This window comes from Bacteriovorax sp. Seq25_V, from assembly GCF_000447795.1.
In the GTDB taxonomy this organism is placed as follows: Bacteria; Bdellovibrionota; Bacteriovoracia; order Bacteriovoracales; family Bacteriovoracaceae; genus Halobacteriovorax_A.
In genome coordinates, this window is sequence record NZ_AUNI01000014.1 from 123822 (window position 1) to 143957 (window position 20136).

The window sequence follows — 20136 nt, forward strand, 5'->3', positions numbered from 1 at the left end:
CCAAATACATCAATAATAGTAGACAAAATTACCATGTCATTACTTAGTTGAAGGTTTCCGACTTATTGCCTAAAATATAGTAAGGCATTATTTTTTTTAACAAAAGTTTTACTATGACACAGAAAAAGAAAGGACTCTTTTCAAAGTTTAAGGACAAGTTTTCCAAGAAGGAAGATGACGAACTTGATTACGAAGACATCGATTCGGAAGATGAACTCGACGAAGATGATGAAGAGTATGAATACGAAGATGATGAAGACGAAGAGTCAATAGAACTCGAAGATGCCGAGGAATATGAAGACGAGCACGACGAAGAGGTTGAGTTCACTCAAATGCCAAAGCCTCCACAGTCTGAAATAGAAGAAGATGGCGACGAGTCAATCGAAGATATTCTTGAAAGAGAAAACGAAAACTTATCCGCAGAGAGTAGCTCTGACGATGACGATGACGACGAATACGAAGATGACGACGAATATGAAGTCGCTGACGGTACAATAGAGTTCGAAGTTCCAACAAAGCCAAAAGTTCCACTTATGGCAAAAATGAAGGGACTTTTCTCAAAGAAAGAGATTGTACAAAACGATGATGACGAAGTTGATTATGAGGATCGATTTGATCGTACTTCACTGTCTTCAAAAGCAAAAACATTTACAGATAAATTAAATATTACAGATGTTTTACCTGAGCAGGTGATCCCTACTCTTGTCGGTAAAACGAATCAACCGTTTATTCATCAATCATTTTTAGTGGTGCTAACATTTGTTTCTTTTTATACGATTGGAAAAACAATCGCCCTTTGGACAGGGAGTGAAAAGCCTAGTTCAAAACTCGCGACAAATAGAGATCAGGTGGCCAGCTACAGCCCAAGAAAAGATGTCAGTGTTATCAAGGTTAACAATATTTTCAACGTCAGAGAAAGTGAATTTGAAAAAGTAAAAGTTGTTAAAGAGAAAAAGCCAGAAATAAAAGTATGTAAAGTTGCAGACAAGAAAACTTCTCTCCCAATGAAGCTACTTAATACAATCGTTCTTCAGGACTCTGTTAAGTCAGTAGCTTCTGTTTCCGAGCGTGGAAAGGTATTTAGCTACAGAGAGGGCGATAAGATTGGAACATTCGCTGAAATTGGTAAAATTGATCGTCTTAAAATGGTTTTTAAAAACCTAAGAAGTGGTCAATGTGAATTCTTAGAAAATGTTGATCCAGCTGAAAAGAAAATCGCGAAAAAGAAAGTTAATGTCATTCCAGCGAGTAAAGGAAAGAAACTACTTGATGAAGCAGCTAAAAAAGAAATCGCAGTTGATGGAAATAATTTCACGATCAAGAAAGGACTTAGAGATAAGCTTCTTTCAAATATCGGGGATGTCTTAACTCAGGCCCGTGCGATTCAAATCAAAAATGCTGACGGTACCCTATCATACAAGATGACAGAGATCGTTCCTGGAAGTATTTTTGCAAACCTAAATATTATGGATGGGGATATCGTTACAGGTATCAACGGAAAGAAAATTAATAACGTAAATGAACTCATGTCAATGTTTGGGAAACTAAAAGAGAATGACAACTATGAGATCACTGTAAAACGTAATGGAATGGACACTAACTTAAATTACAACTTTGTAGAATAATTACCAAGGATTGGTTAACGTATGAAAAAAACACTCTTAAGTCTTTCAACTATCGGATTAATCACGGGCCCTACGTATGGTCAGTTTAATCAATTCAAATCTCCAACGAAATTTGATAAAAGTGAAGCACCTGTTTCAAAACTTCTTGATGAGGCACCAACTGGAACTGATGTTTTTGGGAGAGAGGCAAAAGATTTACCAAAGACTGATACGAGCTACGTAAACCTGAATCCAGAAACTGCTTTTGGACCAGAAGTTATTACAAGCTTTGACTTCCCTAATACTTCTCTTCAAGACCTAACTAAGCACATGCAAAAGCTTACTGGTCTTAATCTTATTATCGATAAAGATTTAAAAGGAAAGATTTCAATCTCAGCACCTACTCCAATTACAGTTGGTGATGCATGGAAAGCATTCCTATCAGCATTAAATATGAATGGTCTTACAATGGTTAAGAGTGGTGCCTTTTATAAGATTGTTCAAGCTAGAGACATTAGATACGTTCCAACAAAGATCTATACAGGTAATTTTGTTCCAGAAACAGAAAACTACATGATGAAAATTATTGCTCTAAAAAATATTGATTCTACTGAAGTTTCAAGAAGTTTTAGACCATTCATGTCTCGTTACGGAAGAATTATCGAAATAAAACAAACAAATACAATCATCGTGCAAGACACAGGGGAAAATATCAATCGTCTAATGAGACTGATTAAGTTTATTGACGTCCCAGGGCATGAAGAAACACTTCAAATTATCCAAGTTAAGAATACTTCTGCGACAGAAATTGCAAAACTTCTTGATACGATTCTAAAGAAAGACACATCAAAGAAATTTAATGCGACCAATAAGCAAAACGAAATAATTTCTAAGATTACAGCGGAACCGAGAACAAACTCAATTATCGCGATGGCAAATAATGATGGCGCCAAAAGACTAAGAGACCTCATTGAAAAACTAGACGTAAAACTAGTTGCTGCAAACAATGAGCAAGTACATGTTTATTACCTCTTCCATGGTGATGCAGAAGAGCTTTCAAAAACTCTTTCAACTCTTGTGTCGAGCTCTACAAAAACAACAACAGCAAGAACAAGTCGTTTCTCTAGAACAGCAGCTGACGATGGGAACAACTCACTATTTAATGCTGAAGTTAGAGTAACTGCAGACAAATCAAACAACGCCCTTGTTGTTACAGCCTCTCCTACTGACTGGCTAACGCTTGAGAAAGTTATTACAAAACTAGATGTAAAAAAAGAACAAGTATTTGTTGAAGGTCTTATCATGGAGACAAATATTTCTAAATCAAGAAATGTTGGTGTAAGTATTATCGGTGCCTATGGTACAGGAAATGCTGATAGAGCTGGTTTTGTTGGTGGAGAATCAGGAACAAACCTTCTTAACCTTCTTGGTGGTCAATGGCAAAGCTTAGGTGGTCTATTTGCTGGTGGTGGTATCGGTAGCAAAGTAACTACAACAGTTGGTGGACAAGAAGTTACAGTAAAATCTGTTAACGCTCTTATTTCAGCGGTAGCTAACAACGGAAACTCAAACGTACTAGCAACTCCACAGTTACTTGTTCAAGACAATACTGAAGGTATTTTTGAAGTTGGTGAAACTGTTCCAGTTCCTGAAAGATCAAATGCAACAAACGGAACTTCTACAACATCAATCAAACAACAAAAAGTTGCTTTAACTTTAAAGATCACACCACAGATCAATAAGGTTACACGTTATATTAAAATGAAAATCGATCAAAAGATTGATGATTTCTCAAATAGACAGCTACCATCAGGTGTTGCATCTGAAGGTGTTGGAACGAATACAAGAAGTACTGTAACAACTGTTACAGTTAGAGATAGAGATACTATCGCAATGGGTGGTTTAATGAGAGACAAAACTTCTGAATCAGAAAGTAAAGTTCCTCTACTTGGAGATATCCCAGTTCTTGGTTGGCTATTTAAGAATAAAACTAATCAAGTTGAAAAAGTTAATATGCTATTTTTCTTAACTCCTAAAATTCTTTCAAACTACGAGAAAGATGTTGCAGGAACAGTTAAAGATGAGCTCAACAGAAGAGCTGCTCACCTTAAAGATGTTCATGCAGGAGAAGATCCATTTGGAACAACAGCTAAAGGTATTTACGAAAAAGCTAAGAACCAAGAAAATGGTCCTCTTTACAATAAAGAAGATGCTGAATACTTCAAAAAGCAAAATCAAGAAAGTATTCAAAATGAAAATGGTGCAATTCTGGAATCATCAAACGATATTCCAGACTACAAGCAATTAACTCAGAAGATCAAAACGAAGCAATCTTCTGTTAAGAAATAACTCATTTAGGAGAATAAATTGAAACTAACAGAAAATATGCTTCAAAAAGTCGAAGGCCAAAAAGAAAAAATTGGCCAGCTTCTACTAAAGCACACATCTCTTTCAGAAGAGCAGCTTAATGAAGCTCTACAAATTCAAAGAGAGTCTGGACTTTTAATTGGGGAAATCCTTCTAAAGAAGAACTATATTCATCCTCATGATATTGTCAAAGTTATTTGCCATCAAATCGATATCCCATATATTCAGGAAATTGATGTTGATGCTATTGATGTTGATATCATTCACAATATCCCTATCAACTATGCTAAAAATCACGAGTTAATCCCAATCATTGAAACAGAAAAGAATATCACTGTTATTATGACAGATCCTTTCAATTTTGATGCTATCAATGACCTTAGGGAAATATTTAAAAAAGATATCAATGTTATCGTAAGCTCCCCTCTAAAAGTAAACGATGCAATCAATAGAGTTTATGAACGTGCCAACAAGAACATGGTTCAAAGTTTAGAGGATAACTTTGAAGATAATCTTGATCTTGATGGGCCAATCGATATTTTAGATGCTGGAGCGGATGAAGCTCCCGTAATTCGTTTTGTTAACTCAATTATTTTTCGTGCCGTAAAAGAGCGCGCGACAGATATTCACATCGAGCCATATGAGAAAGAATCTGTTTACCGTTTTCGTATCAATCGAGTTATGACTGAAATTCTTAGACAACCATTGAAAACACATTCTGCAGTTGCTTCAAGAATTAAAGTTATGGCAAAACTTGATATTGCGGAAAAACGTTTACCGCAAGATGGTCGTATACCAATTAAAATCGCAGGAAAAGATATTGATATCAGACTTTCAACTGTTCCAGTTGGAAACGGCGAAAGAATCGTAATGAGGGTTCTTGAAAAAAACAATAATATCTTACGCCTTGAAAACCTTGGCTTCCACGGACAAGTACTTACTGACCTCGACGACCTTTCTTCGAGAAAGCACGGAGTTGTTTACGTCTCGGGTCCAACAGGTCATGGGAAGACAACTACTCTATTCGCGATGCTAGATCGTATTAATACGCCAGATAGAATGATCATCACTGTTGAAGATCCAGTTGAATACGAAATTCCAGGAATTTCACAAATTCAAGTAAATCACAAGATTGATCTCTCTTTTGCAAAAGCACTAAGAGCAATTTTAAGGCAGAACCCTGATGTTATCATGGTTGGGGAAACCAGAGACCAAGAAACAGCAGAGATGGCACTTCAAGCATCTTTAACTGGTCACTTTGTTCTTTCTACAATTCACACGAACGACGCTTCATCTGTACCTAATAGATTGATTGATATGGATGTTCAACCGTTCATGATTGCTTCTTCACTCGCTGGAGTTCTTGCTCAACGTCTTATTAGAACGCTTTGCAAAGAGTGTAAAACTCCTAAGAAAGTAACTAAGTACGATCTTGAAGTTCTTGGTATTGATTCAATGCCAAAGAATGCGGAACTCTATGAGTCTCATGGCTGTCCAAAGTGTGACTATAAAGGTTATGATGGAGTAACAGTTGTTTGCGAGCTTCTGATGATTAATGATGAGATTAGAACTTTAATCATTAACAAAGCGGATGCAGGGAAAGTTAAGAAAGCCGCCCAAAAATATGGGATGAAAACTCTTAGACAAGATGCAATTGAGAAAGTTTTGATGGGAATTACTTCTGTCGACGAGATGGTAAGAGCTATCAACGTTGAAGAAGAAAATGAAGAAGAAGAATAAGTATGGCATTATATAGTTACAAAGGTATAGATAGAACGGGGGCCGAAACTAAGGGTTCCGTTAACGCTGAGAATATCAATCTAGCAAAGAGTAAAGTTAGAGCTCTTGGAATTATGCTTACTGATATTAAGGAGCAAAAATCTGAGCCGAAGGCCCAAAAGAATATTTCTTTTGGTGCTGCTGTAAGTATTAATGACCTATCACTTATGACAAGACAGCTTGCGACTCTCATTAAAGCAAGAATTCAGATTGTGGAGTCATTTAATGCTCTTATTGAACAATGTGAAAATCCAAAATTGAGAGTAATTCTTTCTGAAGTTCGTCAAAAAGTTAATGAAGGTAGTTCTCTTGCAAAAGCATTGTCCGATTACCCAAAAGTTTTTGATACAATCTACGTCAACATGGTTGAGGCCGGAGAATCCTCAGGAACGCTTGATATCGTTCTTCTTCGTCTTGCAGAATTTACTGAAGCACAAGTAAAACTAAAAAATAAAGTACGTGGAGCGATGATGTATCCAATCATCATGCTTTGTGTTGGAGCAACGGTTATGAGTATTATTCTTGTGCTCGTTATTCCAAAAATTACTAAAATCTTTGTCACACTAAAAAAAGAACTTCCACTGCCAACTCAAATTTGTATATGGCTATCGTCATTTATCAAATCATACTGGTGGGCGATTATTCTCGGAATTTTTGCAGGTATATATCTACTAAAGAAATATATTGCCACAAAAAAAGGCAGAGCTGTTTACGATAGTATTGTTCTAAAAATTCCTGTCGTTGGTGGACTTGTGACGATGGTAAATGTGAGTCGTTTCTGCTCGACACTTGGAACACTACTCAATTCAGGTGTTCCTATTCTTATGGCAATGAATATTGTAAAAAACCTGATAAGTAACGTTCATATGCAAAAGGCGATTGAAAGATCGCGCACAAATGTTTCAGAAGGTTCTTCACTCGCAGGCCCCCTAGCAGAGAGTAAACTATTTCCAGTTATGGTGACTCACATGATTAGTCTAGGGGAAAAGTCAGGTGAATTAGAACCAATGCTTAACATTATTGCTGAGAACTATGAAGACCAGGTAGAATCTAAACTTAATGGACTTACCTCTATTTTAGAGCCTATAATGATGGTCGGAATGGGTGGCGCAGTTGCATTTATTGTTATGTCGGTAGTTGTACCGATGATGGAACTCAACTCAGTTAAATAATTTTAAAAAATAAAGGAGAAAAGATGTCGTTAAAATCTTTAATGATGAAAATGAAAATTAAAAACTCTACTTTCAAGACTGAAGTACTAAAGAATAATAAGGGGATGACTCTTATTGAAATTCTAATCGCTCTAACTCTTATCAGTTTAATGGGTACATTTATTGCTGGTAAAGTTTTCGATATGCTTTATGAAGGCCAAGTAAAATCTGTAAATATTCAAATGAAAGGTTTCGAAGCTCAACTTAAAGAGTTTAGAAGAAAATGTGGATTCTACCCTACTACAGAGCAAACTCTTGATGCCCTTATCACTAAACCAACGACAGGAAGAGAATGTAAGAACTACCCACCAGAAGGTTTCATCGATGGAGATTCAATCCCAATGGACCCATGGGATAACGAATATATTCTTATTTCTGACGGGAAAGATCTAGATATCATCTCTTACGGACAAGATAACGTTGAAGGTGGAGAAGGAAAAGATGCAGATATTCACCTAAGGAAACCAAAGCAACAATAATGATTAAGGGTCACGAACAATCTGGTTTTACATTACTTGAAATACTAGTTGCACTGGCCCTTGTTACTATCGTCCTAATGATGGTGGCAGGGACAAGTTTCTCTAGCCGCCAAAATCTCGATGAAATGCTAAATAAAGTCGAGCGAATCGTAAGATTCGCTAGTGACGAAGCCTCCCTAAAAAACCAATTCATTCGCTTAAGTGTTGAACTCGACACTGAAGAGCAAAAAATCAAGCTCGAGTATGCAGATGATGCTAATCTCGTTCTTGAGGCCCCAAAAGAAAATCCAGATGATGAAATTCGGGATGATGACAAGAAAGAAAAGAAGAAGGAAGAAGATAAGTCATTCTCCACTGTTTCTGACTTTGATTCCGATGAATTCAGTCTTCCTGTTGGTGTAAAATTTGTTGCGATAGGCACAAGTCTTTCAAAAAACCTTATAAAAAATTCTACTGCACCAATCTATTTTTATCCGACAGGAGAGAAAGACTCTGCTATAATAATCTTTGCAACAGATACAGAAATTGCAACAGTCGAAATAAAGTCTTTTGGTCAAGTGATTGATCGAAACTATTACAAGCTCGATGAAACAAATTTTGATATCGTGAATGAAAAGACACTCGAACTTGCTGATGGATTATACAAAGAATGGTTAGAAAAGTAAGAAATAAATCAGGATTCACACTCATTGAAGTAATGATTGCTCTTGCTATTTTTGGTGTATTCATCGTCTCTTTTATGGCCTCCCAGGGTTATAACGTTACAGACTCTTCTTCAATGAGAGCTGAGCTCAAGCTTAAAGAATTAGTTCAAGCAAAAGTTAATGAGATCATCGTTGCACCGCCAGAGCTCACAGATGCACTTACATTGAAGGCAACTCAAGGTAAATTCGAAAAAGATGAAGGATTTAAGTACGAGATTACTTATAAGAAATTTAAGGTTCCCGATCTCGACAAAATCAAAGGCAATGAAGAATCTTCAAACGAAGATGATAGTGCTGAAAGTGCAATTGAAAAAAAGATCTTTGATAATGTTGCAAAAAATCTCGAAACAGTACTTTGGCAAGTTCAAGTTAAAGTTATCAACGAAGTAAGTGGACAAGAAATGGTAATGTCGACATGGTTACTTAATGACAAGGCCGAAATTATATTGGAGACAATATGAAATCGCCTAAGATTAATAACCAAGCAGGTTTTACACTACTTGAAGTTCTAATTGCCATAACGATTCTCTCGCTCTTGATGGTTTCTATATATTCAGTCATTGAAAACTCGACAACGACTAAGGATAAGATCATTGCCGAAGATAGGGACAAGATGCAGCTAGAAATGGCCCTTGCAAGAATTGAAACTGATCTGGTTTACATATACTCTCCTCTTTATTACGAGTCGACACAGAAAGAAGATACGGCACTTTACACAAAGGCCTTTAAGAAAGCTCCTCCAGGTCAAGACCAGTCTGAAGACGATCAAAATTCAGTTTATGATGAAAAGAAGTCTCGTTATGACAGTCTTGAACAATATGTCGGACTCTCTGAAAGTGGAAACCCTGTGCCTAAAGTTGTAAGTGACGATACCAAGAGCTTAGTTTTCTTTTCTTCGGCTGGACGACGTCTCATTAGAGACTCTAAGCAAAGTAAATTCACATGGATTAAGTACAGTGTCGAGAATGCTAAAGACCCAGTTAATAAGGATGCACCACTAGTGCTTATGCGTTCAACAATCACTGAGAATATCTTCAATGATGAGCTTGAATGGGACAAGGTGAAGGCCCAACCTTTACTTGAAAATATAAAAGAACTCAAATTTTCTTTCTACGATGAAAAACGTGAAAAATATGTTGATACAATCAAAGAACTAACTGTTTCACCACAAACTCCCCGCCTAATTAAAATCACTCTCGCCTACCAATCAGAAAGTGGTGAGGTCTATGAGGGCGAGAGGACATTTAGACCAATATGGCCAAAAGTTGATACAAGAAAAGCCCTTGAAGAAAAGTATAAGTTTCAAAACAATGGCCCTACAGGTGGTCAAGTTGGTGGAAATGGTGATTCTTCTGGTGGAATAATTGGTGGTTCAGGAGATGGTGATGATGAGTAAGTTAAGAAAAATCACCTCAAATGAAAGTGGAATGGCCATTATCATGGTAACGACAGCTGTTGCTATATTAACTTTTATCCTCGTTGAGTTTACCTTTGAGACTAAGTTGAATAAAATTCGAGTAGAAAATCAAGTTGACCGTTATCAAGCCAGACTTAATGCTGAAGCAGGAATCAAATTCGCTCTAGCGAAACTAAAAATCTACCGTGTCGCATGGAATACACTTGAAGACAATGAATCAATGAAAAAGACTGTCTCACCTAGCATGGCCGAGAAAGTTGTAACCCAACCATTTTTCTATCCTATCCCACTCGATAAGAGAGCTAATATCATTCAAAAGAATGCCGTTGCCGAATTTGAGAAGAACAACCTCATAAATGGTGAGATGAATGTTGAAATTCAACCTATTACTGGCTTTTTAAATCCAAATACACTTAAAGTTATTAAAGAAGCTAATTCAAATCAAAATCAAGGACAAGATAACAATGATCGTGATGACAATAACGAAACATCAAATCTTAAGCCATTTCAGTTCATGGAAAAAACTTTTTTTGAAACACTCGAAAAACTAGTAAAAGACAAGAATGAAACAGATGAAGAATTTGCACTAAAGTATTCAAACTTAAATGTAGAACTCCTTATAAAAGAACTTAAGTACTATGTTAATAATCCAAAAGATTACGACGAGCCAGAGAAAGCTGATATTGAAAAGAACTATGAGCTAGCAGGAATAAAAGCTAAGCACGCTCCATTAGAAACTCTCGATGAAATGTATATGCTACAAGGCTGGGACGATGAAATAGTTAACCTCTTAAAAGACAAAATGAGCGTTCATCAGGTTTCAGTTATTAATATCAACGAAATTACTGAAAATCAGCTTAGAGTACTCTTCCCTGCTATTACAAATTTTCAAGTTGAAACATTTTTCAAAAGAAAAAATGGTGACGATGAACAAGGTCAGAAAGCGAAAGATTTTCAAGATGAACCAGAGTTTAAAAAATATATTACAGAAGAGCTAGGTGTTCTAGACGCCTCTTCATATGACAAGAGAATTGCCGAGTTCAAAAAAGCAAGAATCACTCTTGGTGTTGCTGCAAAATTATTTAAAGTTATATCTAAAGGAGCAATTGGAAGAACGAGCTACACTCTCGAGGCTTTTATTGACCTTCCAGTAAAACCAGAACCTCCAAAAGAAACTAAACCAAAATCAAATACTTCGAGAAATGGCCAAGAAAACAATTCTGATCTAAATGGAGAAGATGGCGATAATGGAAATTCTCAATCTAATTCTAATGAGAATGATGGGAAAGAAACTAAACCAGCGAAGATCTATCTTCTTGAACCTAGAATCGTAGAAATTCGACAAATATAATCAGGTAATTAATTCCTTAAAAAAAAGTCACCAAAAGTCAGATGTTTTTGGTAAAATTTTATCATGAGTAATTTAATTATTGATAGCGGAAGCTATAGCGTAAAATTCATTGAAGGTAAATTTCAACGCAAGAACTTTAAAATTGAAAGTTATGATGAAGTTCTTCTCGCAGACATCAGAGACCCCTCTGACACCGAAACAACTGACTTAGAATATCAGCAACAAATAATCAAACAATATCTTGAACAAACTAAATTTACAGGAAAGATAATCTATCAGCTTTCTAATAATTTTTTAACTACAAGATATATGGATCTACCTGTTCAAAATAAAAAGAAAGCAGAGTTGATGATCCCATTCCAACTTGATGAGGATCTTCCATTCCCTGCGAATGAAGCTCATTACACAAATACGTTTTACAAAAATACCAATGGTAATTTCTCAAGTGTTGTTCAAATTACAGAAGATGAAACATTCAAGGACCTTCACTCTGCAATGAAGATGAATCACACGATTCCTTCAGTTCTAACGAGTGAACTTAGTGTCTTTCAAAGTTATATTGAAGATCGTAAGTTTGGTGGTCATGTTTGTATTATCGACATTGGACATAACACAACGAAAGCCTATCTTGCATTTAATGACAAGCTTCTCTCAAACCATATCTCATCAATTGCAGGTTCTACTTTTGATGAAGTAATAGCTAGCACTTATGACATTAGTGCAGACGAGTCTCGTATCTATAAACATGAAAATGCTTTCTTCTTAACTGATGGTCAACTTGATCAAGTATCAGCAGATCAAAGAGAGTTCGCAATTATCATGAAACAAGCATGCTCTCCCCTTATTCAACAATTACAAAGATGGTTACTTGGATACAGAATTAAGACAGGCTTTAGCATTGAAAAAGTTTATATTTGTGGAGGAACTTCAAATATCAAAAATATTGATACGTTCCTTACTGAAAGACTAGAAACTCCCGTTGAAGTTTTGAAAATTACTTCTCTCGAGTCGCAAGTAAATCCAAGGGAAGGATTGTCACTGACTCTCCCTTACCTAATGGCCCAGTCGCAAAAATTCAAAACAGTCCCAGTCAGCTTCCTGACAAAGAACTACGCTTCGGGACTTCTCAATGGTGTAACTCTTGAAGACAGTGCTTTTAACTTTTACAGAATTGCTCTTGTTGCTCTGGTAATATCTCTTGGTGTGAATCTCGAAACATTTTTATTCCTAGAGAAAAGTAAATCAGACTACAATGCAAGCGTTAGAAAAACTATTAAAGATCCTGAATTAGATGTTCCAGTGAAGCTTCAAAAGTCTTTTCTAAAAAAACCAGAGACTGTTTCAAAATATCTTTCAACAAAAGAAAAAGTCGTAGCAGCTGACTTGAAAATTCTTCAAGCGACTAATACATCAAATGCAATAATTCCTCTCGCGAAATTGAGTGCAGGAATTAAGAGAAATGAAAAAGTTTCTCTGATTAGCTTTACGTCAAAAGATAATACAAATATTGCAAAATTTAAGGGTGATACTCAACGAGATATCATGCAAGTCAAAGAACTTATCAAGACTTTAAATTTTGACGGATTGAATATAAAAGAAAGTGCTGATCCACTTAACCTAGAAATTAGTTTTAACTCAGGTAATTAGAAATATGAAGAGTAGTGTTTTTCAAAAAATTGATGAAGCAATAAATGGCCAAATCTCAGCAATGAGGGGCCAAGATTTCTTCCATAAGACGTCTGAACTTCTAAGATCTTTTTCAGAGAAAGAGCAACTAGCAATTAATCAAATAACATCTCTTATATTTATTCTAAGTCCAATTGCAATAATCATCGTCAGTATAGTTTTTAGATTTACCACGGCATCTGACTTAGAAAAGCGAAAAGATGTTTACGACAAGATTGTTTCAATCAAAGAGAAAACATCTACCCTATCAAGTTTAGAAAATAGCTTGATTGCCAAAGAAGTTATCGAAGACAAGAAGTCACTCGTTGATGCAATTGAAAAAATTATTGAATCAAAGAAAATGAATAAGACGAATATTATCGTTGATAACTTCAGTATCGCTGCAGAAGGTGGAACAGTTAAGAAGATCGAAGCCTCAATCAAGTTTAAAGACCTGACAGCTGCAGACTTCTCAAATATTATTCTTGAAACGCAAGTGAGACTGAAAGCAAATATCACTGATATAGAAATCACCAAAAATGAGTCCAAATCACTCTTACTTGGATCATTTAATATTACACTTTTTTCAAAACAAGCTAGGTAATACCAATGAACATAAGTAGCATGCAAGATCAAAAATCAGAAATCTATAATGTAGGAGCAAAAAAAGTTATTCTTCTAACTCTTGTTTCTCTTGGAGCGCTTTTCCTAGGCTTCACTTTCAATTTCTCTCTTGATCAAAAAATTCTTTCGCTACTTGAAACTAATGTTAAAAGAAATAACAAATGTCCAATGAAGTATGACTCGGCAAATGTAAGTTACCTTCTTCCTGGACTAAGTTTTAAAAATTTTGAAATATCAGCGTTTTGTTTAAAATCTAGTACGCCGCTAGTTTTAAAAAATATTTCTACTTCTGTTAGTTTACCAAGTTTTTCTCCACTAGGTCTTGGAATGAAAACAGTGGTAAGAGATCAGTTCAGTACTATCAATCTACTATCAGTCCATGGGATTGGTACTCATTACTTGAAAATTAATGCCGATAAATTAAAGTCGCAGACTCTTAATCCTCTGCTTGGTGAATTTAAACTCGGTGGAGACTTTACCCTTAACTCAAATATCGATATTTCTAAAAATCAATTAAGTGACCTTGATCTACAAATTAAGTCACAAAACTTTTCTGTCCCTGCACAATTTCTACAGGGCTTTGAATTACCTGTTATTAATATTGGTCCACTTTCACTAAAGGCCACAATGAAAAAGAAGAATCAACTTAATATCGTTGAGTTAATTCTTGGAAATGAACTATCTCCTATCAGAGCTGACATCAAAGGTGATGTCGAGTTAAACCAATATAATATGACGCGCTCCAAATTAGACCTCATTGCAACGGTAAAATTCTCAGCATCTTTTATTGAAAGCTTTTCGATTCTTAACCTCTTTCTCGATTCATCTAAGCAAGACGAACAAGGTTTCTACAAGATTAAAATTGGTGGACAGGTGGCAAAACCAAGTACAGAATTTCTTAAGTAATTGACAATTTCGTCATTCTATAAGAAAAGTTTGTATGCCAACAGAACAACTAAATAAGAATCTTAAACAACATATCAATAAAGAAATCTACGACAATTTTTTTAGTGATCCCTATATTTACTCACTCTTCCCAGCTGGAAAACTTTTTCGTCCACTTATGGTTTGGTCAGTAAGTAATGACTTCTTTGGTGAGTTTAATAATAATAGCGCTCTTATTGCTTCATTCACTGAAGTTCACCACACCTATACACTCATCCACGATGATATGCCCTGTATGGATGACGATGACATGAGACGTGGACGTCCATCAACACACAAGCAGTTTGGCCAGTGGCAAGCACTTCTAAGTGGAGATGGCCTACTAAATGCCAGTTATGGAATTCTATCACGCATTCAAGGTCACAATCTTGGAGCAGTACTTCGTTATGCATCGTGGGCACTTGGACCAAAAGGCCTCATTCTAGGTCAGGCACTTGATCTCTCTGGCGTCATGACTGAAAGTTTTAATGACCTCGTATTAACTCATAAATTAAAGACAGCAAGACTAATTCAAGTGTGTCTAGTTGCTCCAATTTTGGCCCAGGAAGGCTTCAAAGACACGAAGAAGCTAAAAGACCTGCACCGTCTTGGTTATCACATGGGAGTTGCCTTTCAGATCTTAGACGATCTATGTGAGTTAACAGATGAAGTTTTAAGTGAGCACGAGAATGAAGTAAATCCATGGCCTCGCTTTACGAAGCAATGTGCAGAGGAACTAAATCAATCCCTAATTGGTATCGAGAAATTTTTTAATAAATATGAGAGTAAGAACCTGAGAAAAACTTATGCAAGTTACTTAGAAAAAATAAAGACCCAAATTAATGGGTCTGAAAATATCATTGAAGGTCACATAAATACGGATCTACGCCCAATTATGCTTACCCTTGATCGTCTTTGCTCTTAAAAGAATTTTAGACATAGCATCTTTTGCATCAACCAATTTCTTAAGGTCGCGTCCATCAAGTTCCATTTTTAGTTGTGGTCTTGATAGATCTTGTGCCTGAAGTTGATCGTCAGTCTCAAGGTGTGTAACGATATGACTTAATGAATCTTTCAGACTATTTTTTGCCTGCTCAATCGTTAACTTTTGATTAAATAACAATTCCTTCACCATCAAAATAGATTCGATGTCTTTATGCTCAAATAATTTTTGACCAGTTGATGAAACCATCGGAGATATCTCTTCGAATTCAGTTTCCCAAAATCTCAAAACATATGGCTTCACACCAGTTATTGAGCAAACTTCATCTAGCTTGAATAGTGATTTATTAGGAATTCTTATTTCTGATTGCATTTATTAATCATCCAAGTCTAAACTTTCATCAATATTGTTCATGAAAGAGCTTAATGCTTTTGGAATACCATCACTTACACTTAGTGAAGTATCTTCCTTACCATCATCGCTAATTCTGTGACCAAAACGATTAGTAACGTCTTCTTTTAATACTTGTGAAGGTTTAAATGTTAATACTCTTCTTGCAGAGATTTCCATCGCTTCACCAGTTTGTGGATTACGCCCAACACGAGTTGATTTGTCACGAATTGAAAAGTTACCAAATCCTGAGATTTTAACTTTCTCTCCACGAGCTAACGTGTCTTTAATTACCTTAAATACTAGGTCTACAAGGTCGGCAGCTTCTTTTTTAGAAAAACCTGCTTCTTTATAAACTCTCTCTACAATATCCGCTTTGGTCAAGCTCATTATTTTCCTCCATGAAACTAATAAGAACCTTTTTATATTAATAGGTTAGCAGGAAAATCATTTGTTTACAAAAAAAAATTACAGAGGCAATTTTTTTTATATCTGACTGATATTCTCTACCAATTTTTTTATCTCATCAAAGTCGAATGGTTTCACAAAGAAGCCTCTAGCACCTTTGTCCAACGCTTTTGATATATAATCATCACTGCCATATGCACTCATCATATACACAGGGACATGAGAATATTTTTCCCTTAACTCATCTAAAAATTCAAATCCATTCATCTCCGGCATATTAATGTCAGATAAAATTAAATCGACTTCTGAATTTTTCGCGAGAGAAGAGAGACACTTTGTCGCCAAATCAAAATAAGTAATTTTTAAATCGGCATTTTCGATTTCAGATTCAAAAAAAGCTTTGAACAACATTTCAACCGCATGCTCATCGTCAACAACGATAACGTTTAAAACCTTACTCATTTAAGCTCCAGCGACATTAAAAACTATTTACCTATTCATTATCGTAGATAAATAGTTTTATTGTCAATGCATCATTTCTTTTTCTTGAGAGCCTTTTGGGCTTTTTTCTTACCAAGCTTTTCTTGCTCTTTTTCAATCTTCTTAATGAGCTTTTCTCTTTCCTTATCTTTTGCAGCTCTCCAAGCCGTTAGCTTTTCACTAACATCTTCAAGTTCTTCGATAAGTTTTTTCTCAATAAGCTTCTTACTCTGAGCAATTTTTGTATACTCTTTAAGCTTAGCAGTATCTTCTTTGATTAGAAGCTGTCTTTTTTCAACTTCTTCTTTAGTCATACGATAGATTGGCATATCTGCAAGGTAGTCAGCATAAACATATTTTTTCTTTTGAAGGTATTCAACAAAAGACTTTCTGTTTTTCGACTTAGTCGCAACTTCGTATTCTTTATTTTTAATGAATTTAATAATCTCATTATTCTGAGTTATCTTATTTGTAAGTTCCTCACAAAGAAGCTCATATCTTCTTTTTACAACTTCAAGACGTTGTTGAGTGAAGATTTCGATAATTGACTCCGCGTAATCAAAGATCCTAACCCCTCTCTCACTAATAAGAGTATAATTTGGAACCTGAGTAGATGTTGTTCCAATTGTTTTTTTGACCTCTTCAAGAGTTGGCGTTTCACCTTTTTTGAAAAGAAGTTCAATACTAATTTTATTATCAACACTCGAGTCAATGAAGTCTTTTAAGTATCCATCCTCAATAAACTTGTTTAAGTGCTTATAAATCTTTGTCGAATCATATCCACGAGGAACTTCAGTGATAACGATACTTCCATCAATTTTCTCAAATCCCATTTCAAATATAAGTCTTCCCGACTTATCAACTTCGATAGGAAGAGAATAGTCATGAACAAAAGGCTTAAGTTTCTTCGCTTTCCCTGTTTCAACATAAGAGATCATCGATTTAACGATATCTTTGTGATTAAAACTTGGAATTGTTGAAGAGAAACCTGTCCCAATCCCCTCTGCCCCATTCAGAAGCATCAGTGGAAGCTTTGGAAGAAGAGCAACTGGCTCCATTGTCCTTTCATCATAATTAGGAATCATTTCGACTTGGTTCATATCATCGAAAAGTAAAATATCAGAAACCTTACCAAGCTTACATTCAATATACCTTGAAGCAGCAGCTTGAGTTTCCATTCTCTCCCCAAAGTATCCTTTCTTATCAATTAAAGGATAGTTATTAGAAAAAGTGTAATCCTGTGCCATATTAACAATTGCCGACTCAACAGAAGCTGGTCCGTGAGGGTGAAGAGTTAGAACAAGACCGGTAGCAGAGGAAACTTTCATTAACCCCTTTGATTGATTTTTCCAAAGAGTGTAAAGAATTCTTCTCTGACCTGGCTTTAAACCATCCTGTAGATATGGAATCGCACGATCCATCAGTGTATAGATTTGATACGTTCTATATTCCTCTCTCACGATATCTGAAAGAGAAATTGATTCTAAAGAGTGAAGATATGTTTCATTTTTCATTTTTTATTTTCCTAAAAACTAATCTACGTAATTTACCATGTCAGCAAGAACTCCCTTCTTATTCTTTGCAGACTTAGAAGGCTTTGTCTCTTTTACTTTCTTTGCAACTTTCTTTGTTGTAGCTTTACTCGCAGGAGCCTTTTTTGCAGGGGCCTTCTTTGATGTTGCTTTCTTAGCCGGCGCTTTAATTGCGGAAGAAGTTGTCTTCTTTGGCTTATCTGAGCCAGAATTGTAATCACCGTGAGCAGAAGTCTCTTCATTTGTCTTCCCACGTGTTACTGATGTTGCCTCACCTTCATTAATATCCATGAGAAGTTCTTTACGAAGACTTGCATCCTTTCCAAAACAAATATTTAACATCTGCTTAGCTTTAGAAGAGCTTTCGATTTCAATCTTAGTATACTTTTCTTTACTAAGAACCCACTTCCACGCCTCTGGAGACATTTCACCAAGTCCCTTGTTTCTATAGATCTCTTTAATTTTTTCGGCGGTAGACTCTTTAAACTTCTCTAACTCAACATCACTTTCAAAATAGTGAGTCTTCTTATCTGTCACAACTTCAAAAAGAGGTGCCTTTGCAATCTGAATTGCACCCATCGTGTAAAGCTCAGGCCAAAATTGAAAAAAGAAGTTAGTTAAAAGTGTATTAATGTGACCACCGTCAACATCAGAGTCAGCAAGAAATACAATATTTGCAAAACGCATCTGTTTAGGATCTGCCTCTTGTCCAAGCACAAGGCCAACTGAAGACATAATGTCTAAGAATTCTTGATTAGCAAGAATATCTTTAATTGTTGCCTGAGCAACATTCATCGGCTTCCCACGAAGAGCGATACCACCTTGATACAGCTTATTTCTCGAAGAACGAAGACCACCAATAGCCGAATCCCCTTCACAGATAAATAATGTACAAAGATCTCTCCTCTTTCTCTCGTTGGCATCAAGAAGTTTTTCAACTCTTTGTTTCTTTTGCTTACGCGCCTTCGAAGCCGCGTCTTTCAAGTCTTGATACTTATGACGAGATTTTGCTCTTTCAATAATAATATCAAGATAATCTTTATTCTTTCTGATAAATTTATCTACATGCTTTGTCATAAAGTCATCAATAACTTTTTCTAACTGAGCATCACGTACGAGCTTTCTCTTCGTTTGAGATTCAAAACGTGGATTTGGCATCGTAATACCAAGAACAAATGTAATCCCTGTCAGAATATCGTTATCAACAAGCTTAATTTTATCTTTTTTCGCCTGTCTCTCTAACTTATCTTTGATTGAATTGATAAAAACACGCTTAATTTTATCATGGTGAAAACCACCATCATAAGTAGGTGTCGAGTTAACAAAAGAAATAAATCTCTCTCTTTCCTCACTCGATTTATCTATTGTAAAAGAAAGTGAAATATCAATTTTCCCTTTTACTTTTTTACCTTTCGAATTCTCTGTTTCATAAACAATAACATCATCACCAAAGTGTTGCGCGTTCTTCTCATCAACTCTTTGAGCAAGCTCGTAAAGACCCTTTGTATAATGGTACTTCTCACCATTAAAATAGAACGCAAGACCTGGGTTATTGTACGCAAGGTCAATAATTCTCTTTCTTAAAAGATCAATATCAATTTTATTGTCTTTATAAACTTCTTTTGAAAGAACTACTGAAACTTTAACGCCAGAATGTCCCTCAAAAACTTTTGCCTTTGTCTTCTTCGCTTGAAGAGCACCATCAATGAAAGTAACTGTTTGCTCTTTCTTGGAATTATAGTGCTTAACTGTTACTTTGAACTCATCGGCCGTTAAACATGTTGCCGCAGCACCAAGACCATTTTGCCCAAGTGTTCGATGAAGAAAGCCTTTCTCATCGGTCTCTTCGTCTTTGAACTTCGATCCTGTCCTGAATTCAGAGTAAACTTGTGGAATTTTATCCAGTGGAAAACCAATTCCATTATCTTCAATTGTCACCATTTTCTGATCTTCACTTAGAAATGTGTGAATCTCAGTAACGTGACCTCTATAATATTCATCAATACAGTTATCTAGAATTTCTTCGATGGCCTTACTTTTTGCCTGGTGGAATTTTACAGTTTGAAACTTTACGCTGTGTTCTTCATACGTATATGTTTCCAACTCTTCAATATCATTACTTCCAAAAACCAGGGTAATACGGTTTCGGCAGTGCCATCTCTGGTCCTTACTTTCAATAACAGCGTCAGTAGCCTTTCCTTTTCTCTTAACTGACTCAATGCGTCCCATTGTTTATTTCCCCTGTCTAGATAGTCGTG

The 20136-nt window shown here is 35.8% G+C and carries 18 protein-coding genes; 13 read left to right on the top strand and 5 right to left on the bottom strand.

Annotated elements, in window-relative coordinates; genetic code table 11:
• Nucleotides 1-113: 113 nt before the first annotated feature.
• The 13 genes from M900_RS17070 (at nt 114) to M900_RS17075 (ending at nt 15050) form a co-directional block, all read left to right on the top strand.
• Complete coding sequence (locus tag M900_RS17070; protein ID WP_021274106.1) at nt 114-1625, top strand: PDZ domain-containing protein; 1512 nt, start codon at nt 114-116, stop codon at nt 1623-1625.
• Between the two features lie 21 nt (nt 1626-1646).
• Complete coding sequence (gene gspD / locus M900_RS06820) at nt 1647-3953, top strand: type II secretion system secretin GspD (protein WP_021274154.1); 2307 nt, start codon at nt 1647-1649, stop codon at nt 3951-3953.
• 18 nt (nt 3954-3971) lie between these two features.
• The gene (locus tag M900_RS06825; protein WP_021274225.1) at nt 3972-5711 is read left to right on the top strand and encodes a GspE/PulE family protein; all 1740 of its coding nucleotides are present in this window, start codon (nt 3972-3974) and stop codon (nt 5709-5711) included.
• A gap of 2 nt (nt 5712-5713) precedes the next feature.
• A complete protein-coding gene (gene gspF, locus M900_RS06830) occupies nt 5714-6922 on the top strand; it encodes a type II secretion system inner membrane protein GspF (RefSeq protein WP_021274285.1) in 1209 nt (402 codons plus the stop codon).
• Between the two features lie 23 nt (nt 6923-6945).
• A complete protein-coding gene (gspG, locus tag M900_RS06835; protein ID WP_021274288.1) occupies nt 6946-7440 on the top strand; it encodes a type II secretion system major pseudopilin GspG in 495 nt (164 codons plus the stop codon).
• On the top strand, nt 7440-8105 hold the full coding sequence (locus tag M900_RS06840) for a Tfp pilus assembly protein FimT/FimU (protein WP_021274058.1): 666 nt from the start codon (nt 7440-7442) through the stop codon (nt 8103-8105). The genes gspG and M900_RS06840 overlap by 1 nt, the downstream gene beginning before the upstream one ends.
• Nucleotides 8090-8605, top strand: coding sequence for a type II secretion system protein J (locus M900_RS06845; RefSeq protein ID WP_021274148.1), 516 nt, complete (start codon nt 8090-8092; stop codon nt 8603-8605). Before M900_RS06840 ends, M900_RS06845 begins: the two co-directional genes overlap by 16 nt.
• A complete protein-coding gene (locus M900_RS06850) occupies nt 8602-9540 on the top strand; it encodes a type II secretion system protein J (protein ID WP_021274084.1) in 939 nt (312 codons plus the stop codon). The genes M900_RS06845 and M900_RS06850 overlap by 4 nt, the downstream gene beginning before the upstream one ends.
• A complete protein-coding gene (locus M900_RS06855) occupies nt 9533-10912 on the top strand; it encodes a hypothetical protein (RefSeq protein ID WP_157680574.1) in 1380 nt (459 codons plus the stop codon). Before M900_RS06850 ends, M900_RS06855 begins: the two co-directional genes overlap by 8 nt.
• 63 nt (nt 10913-10975) lie before the next feature.
• Nucleotides 10976-12559, top strand: coding sequence for a pilus assembly protein PilM (gene pilM, locus M900_RS06860; protein WP_021274099.1), 1584 nt, complete (start codon nt 10976-10978; stop codon nt 12557-12559).
• A 4-nt stretch (nt 12560-12563) separates the two neighbouring features.
• Complete coding sequence (locus tag M900_RS06865; protein WP_021274070.1) at nt 12564-13181, top strand: hypothetical protein; 618 nt, start codon at nt 12564-12566, stop codon at nt 13179-13181.
• Between the two features lie 5 nt (nt 13182-13186).
• Nucleotides 13187-14107, top strand: a complete 921-nt coding sequence (locus tag M900_RS06870; protein WP_157680576.1) for a hypothetical protein — start codon at nt 13187-13189, stop codon at nt 14105-14107.
• A 34-nt stretch (nt 14108-14141) separates the two neighbouring features.
• Entirely contained in the window at nt 14142-15050 is a 909-nt protein-coding gene (locus M900_RS17075; RefSeq protein ID WP_021274283.1) for a polyprenyl synthetase family protein, read from the top strand.
• Here M900_RS17075 and M900_RS17080 read toward each other — a convergent pair.
• From M900_RS17080 to M900_RS06900, 5 genes are all read right to left on the bottom strand, one after another.
• Nucleotides 15009-15440, bottom strand: coding sequence for a MerR family transcriptional regulator (locus tag M900_RS17080; RefSeq protein WP_021274220.1), 432 nt, complete (start codon nt 15438-15440; stop codon nt 15009-15011). The genes M900_RS17075 and M900_RS17080 overlap by 42 nt on opposite strands.
• A 3-nt stretch (nt 15441-15443) precedes the next feature.
• Complete coding sequence (locus tag M900_RS17915) at nt 15444-15842, bottom strand: integration host factor subunit alpha (protein ID WP_084703531.1); 399 nt, start codon at nt 15840-15842, stop codon at nt 15444-15446.
• Nucleotides 15843-15944: 102 nt separating this feature from the next.
• Nucleotides 15945-16328 carry a response regulator gene (locus tag M900_RS06890; protein WP_021274236.1) on the bottom strand — a complete coding sequence of 128 codons (384 nt, stop codon included), beginning with the start codon at nt 16326-16328 and terminating at the stop codon, nt 15945-15947.
• 71 nt (nt 16329-16399) lie between these two features.
• Nucleotides 16400-17860: a DNA gyrase subunit A gene (locus M900_RS06895; protein ID WP_021274299.1), complete on the bottom strand. Its 1461-nt coding sequence runs from the start codon at nt 17858-17860 to the stop codon at nt 16400-16402.
• Between the two features lie 18 nt (nt 17861-17878).
• The gene (locus M900_RS06900; protein ID WP_021274097.1) at nt 17879-20107 is read right to left on the bottom strand and encodes a toprim domain-containing protein; all 2229 of its coding nucleotides are present in this window, start codon (nt 20105-20107) and stop codon (nt 17879-17881) included.
• Nucleotides 20108-20136: the final 29 nt, after the last annotated feature.

Bases quoted from the DNA above. Each gene is read 5' to 3' on its own strand.
- M900_RS17070 (WP_021274106.1), top strand. From the start codon at position 114: ATGACACAGAAAAAGAAAGGACTCTTTTCAAAGTTTAAGGACAAGTTT.
- gspD (WP_021274154.1), top strand. From the start codon at position 1,647: ATGAAAAAAACACTCTTAAGTCTTTCAACTATCGGATTAATCACGGGC.
- gspF (WP_021274285.1), top strand. From the start codon at position 5,714: ATGGCATTATATAGTTACAAAGGTATAGATAGAACGGGGGCCGAAACT.
- gspG (WP_021274288.1), top strand. From the start codon at position 6,946: ATGTCGTTAAAATCTTTAATGATGAAAATGAAAATTAAAAACTCTACT.
- M900_RS06840 (WP_021274058.1), top strand. From the start codon at position 7,440: ATGATTAAGGGTCACGAACAATCTGGTTTTACATTACTTGAAATACTA.
- M900_RS06845 (WP_021274148.1), top strand. From the start codon at position 8,090: ATGGTTAGAAAAGTAAGAAATAAATCAGGATTCACACTCATTGAAGTA.
- M900_RS06850 (WP_021274084.1), top strand. From the start codon at position 8,602: ATGAAATCGCCTAAGATTAATAACCAAGCAGGTTTTACACTACTTGAA.
- M900_RS06855 (WP_157680574.1), top strand. From the start codon at position 9,533: ATGAGTAAGTTAAGAAAAATCACCTCAAATGAAAGTGGAATGGCCATT.
- pilM (WP_021274099.1), top strand. From the start codon at position 10,976: ATGAGTAATTTAATTATTGATAGCGGAAGCTATAGCGTAAAATTCATT.
- M900_RS06865 (WP_021274070.1), top strand. From the start codon at position 12,564: ATGAAGAGTAGTGTTTTTCAAAAAATTGATGAAGCAATAAATGGCCAA.
- M900_RS06870 (WP_157680576.1), top strand. From the start codon at position 13,187: ATGAACATAAGTAGCATGCAAGATCAAAAATCAGAAATCTATAATGTA.
- M900_RS17075 (WP_021274283.1), top strand. From the start codon at position 14,142: ATGCCAACAGAACAACTAAATAAGAATCTTAAACAACATATCAATAAA.
- M900_RS17080 (WP_021274220.1), bottom strand. From the start codon at position 15,440: ATGCAATCAGAAATAAGAATTCCTAATAAATCACTATTCAAGCTAGAT.
- M900_RS06890 (WP_021274236.1), bottom strand. From the start codon at position 16,328: ATGAGTAAGGTTTTAAACGTTATCGTTGTTGACGATGAGCATGCGGTT.
- M900_RS06895 (WP_021274299.1), bottom strand. From the start codon at position 17,860: ATGAAAAATGAAACATATCTTCACTCTTTAGAATCAATTTCTCTTTCA.
- M900_RS06900 (WP_021274097.1), bottom strand. From the start codon at position 20,107: ATGGGACGCATTGAGTCAGTTAAGAGAAAAGGAAAGGCTACTGACGCT.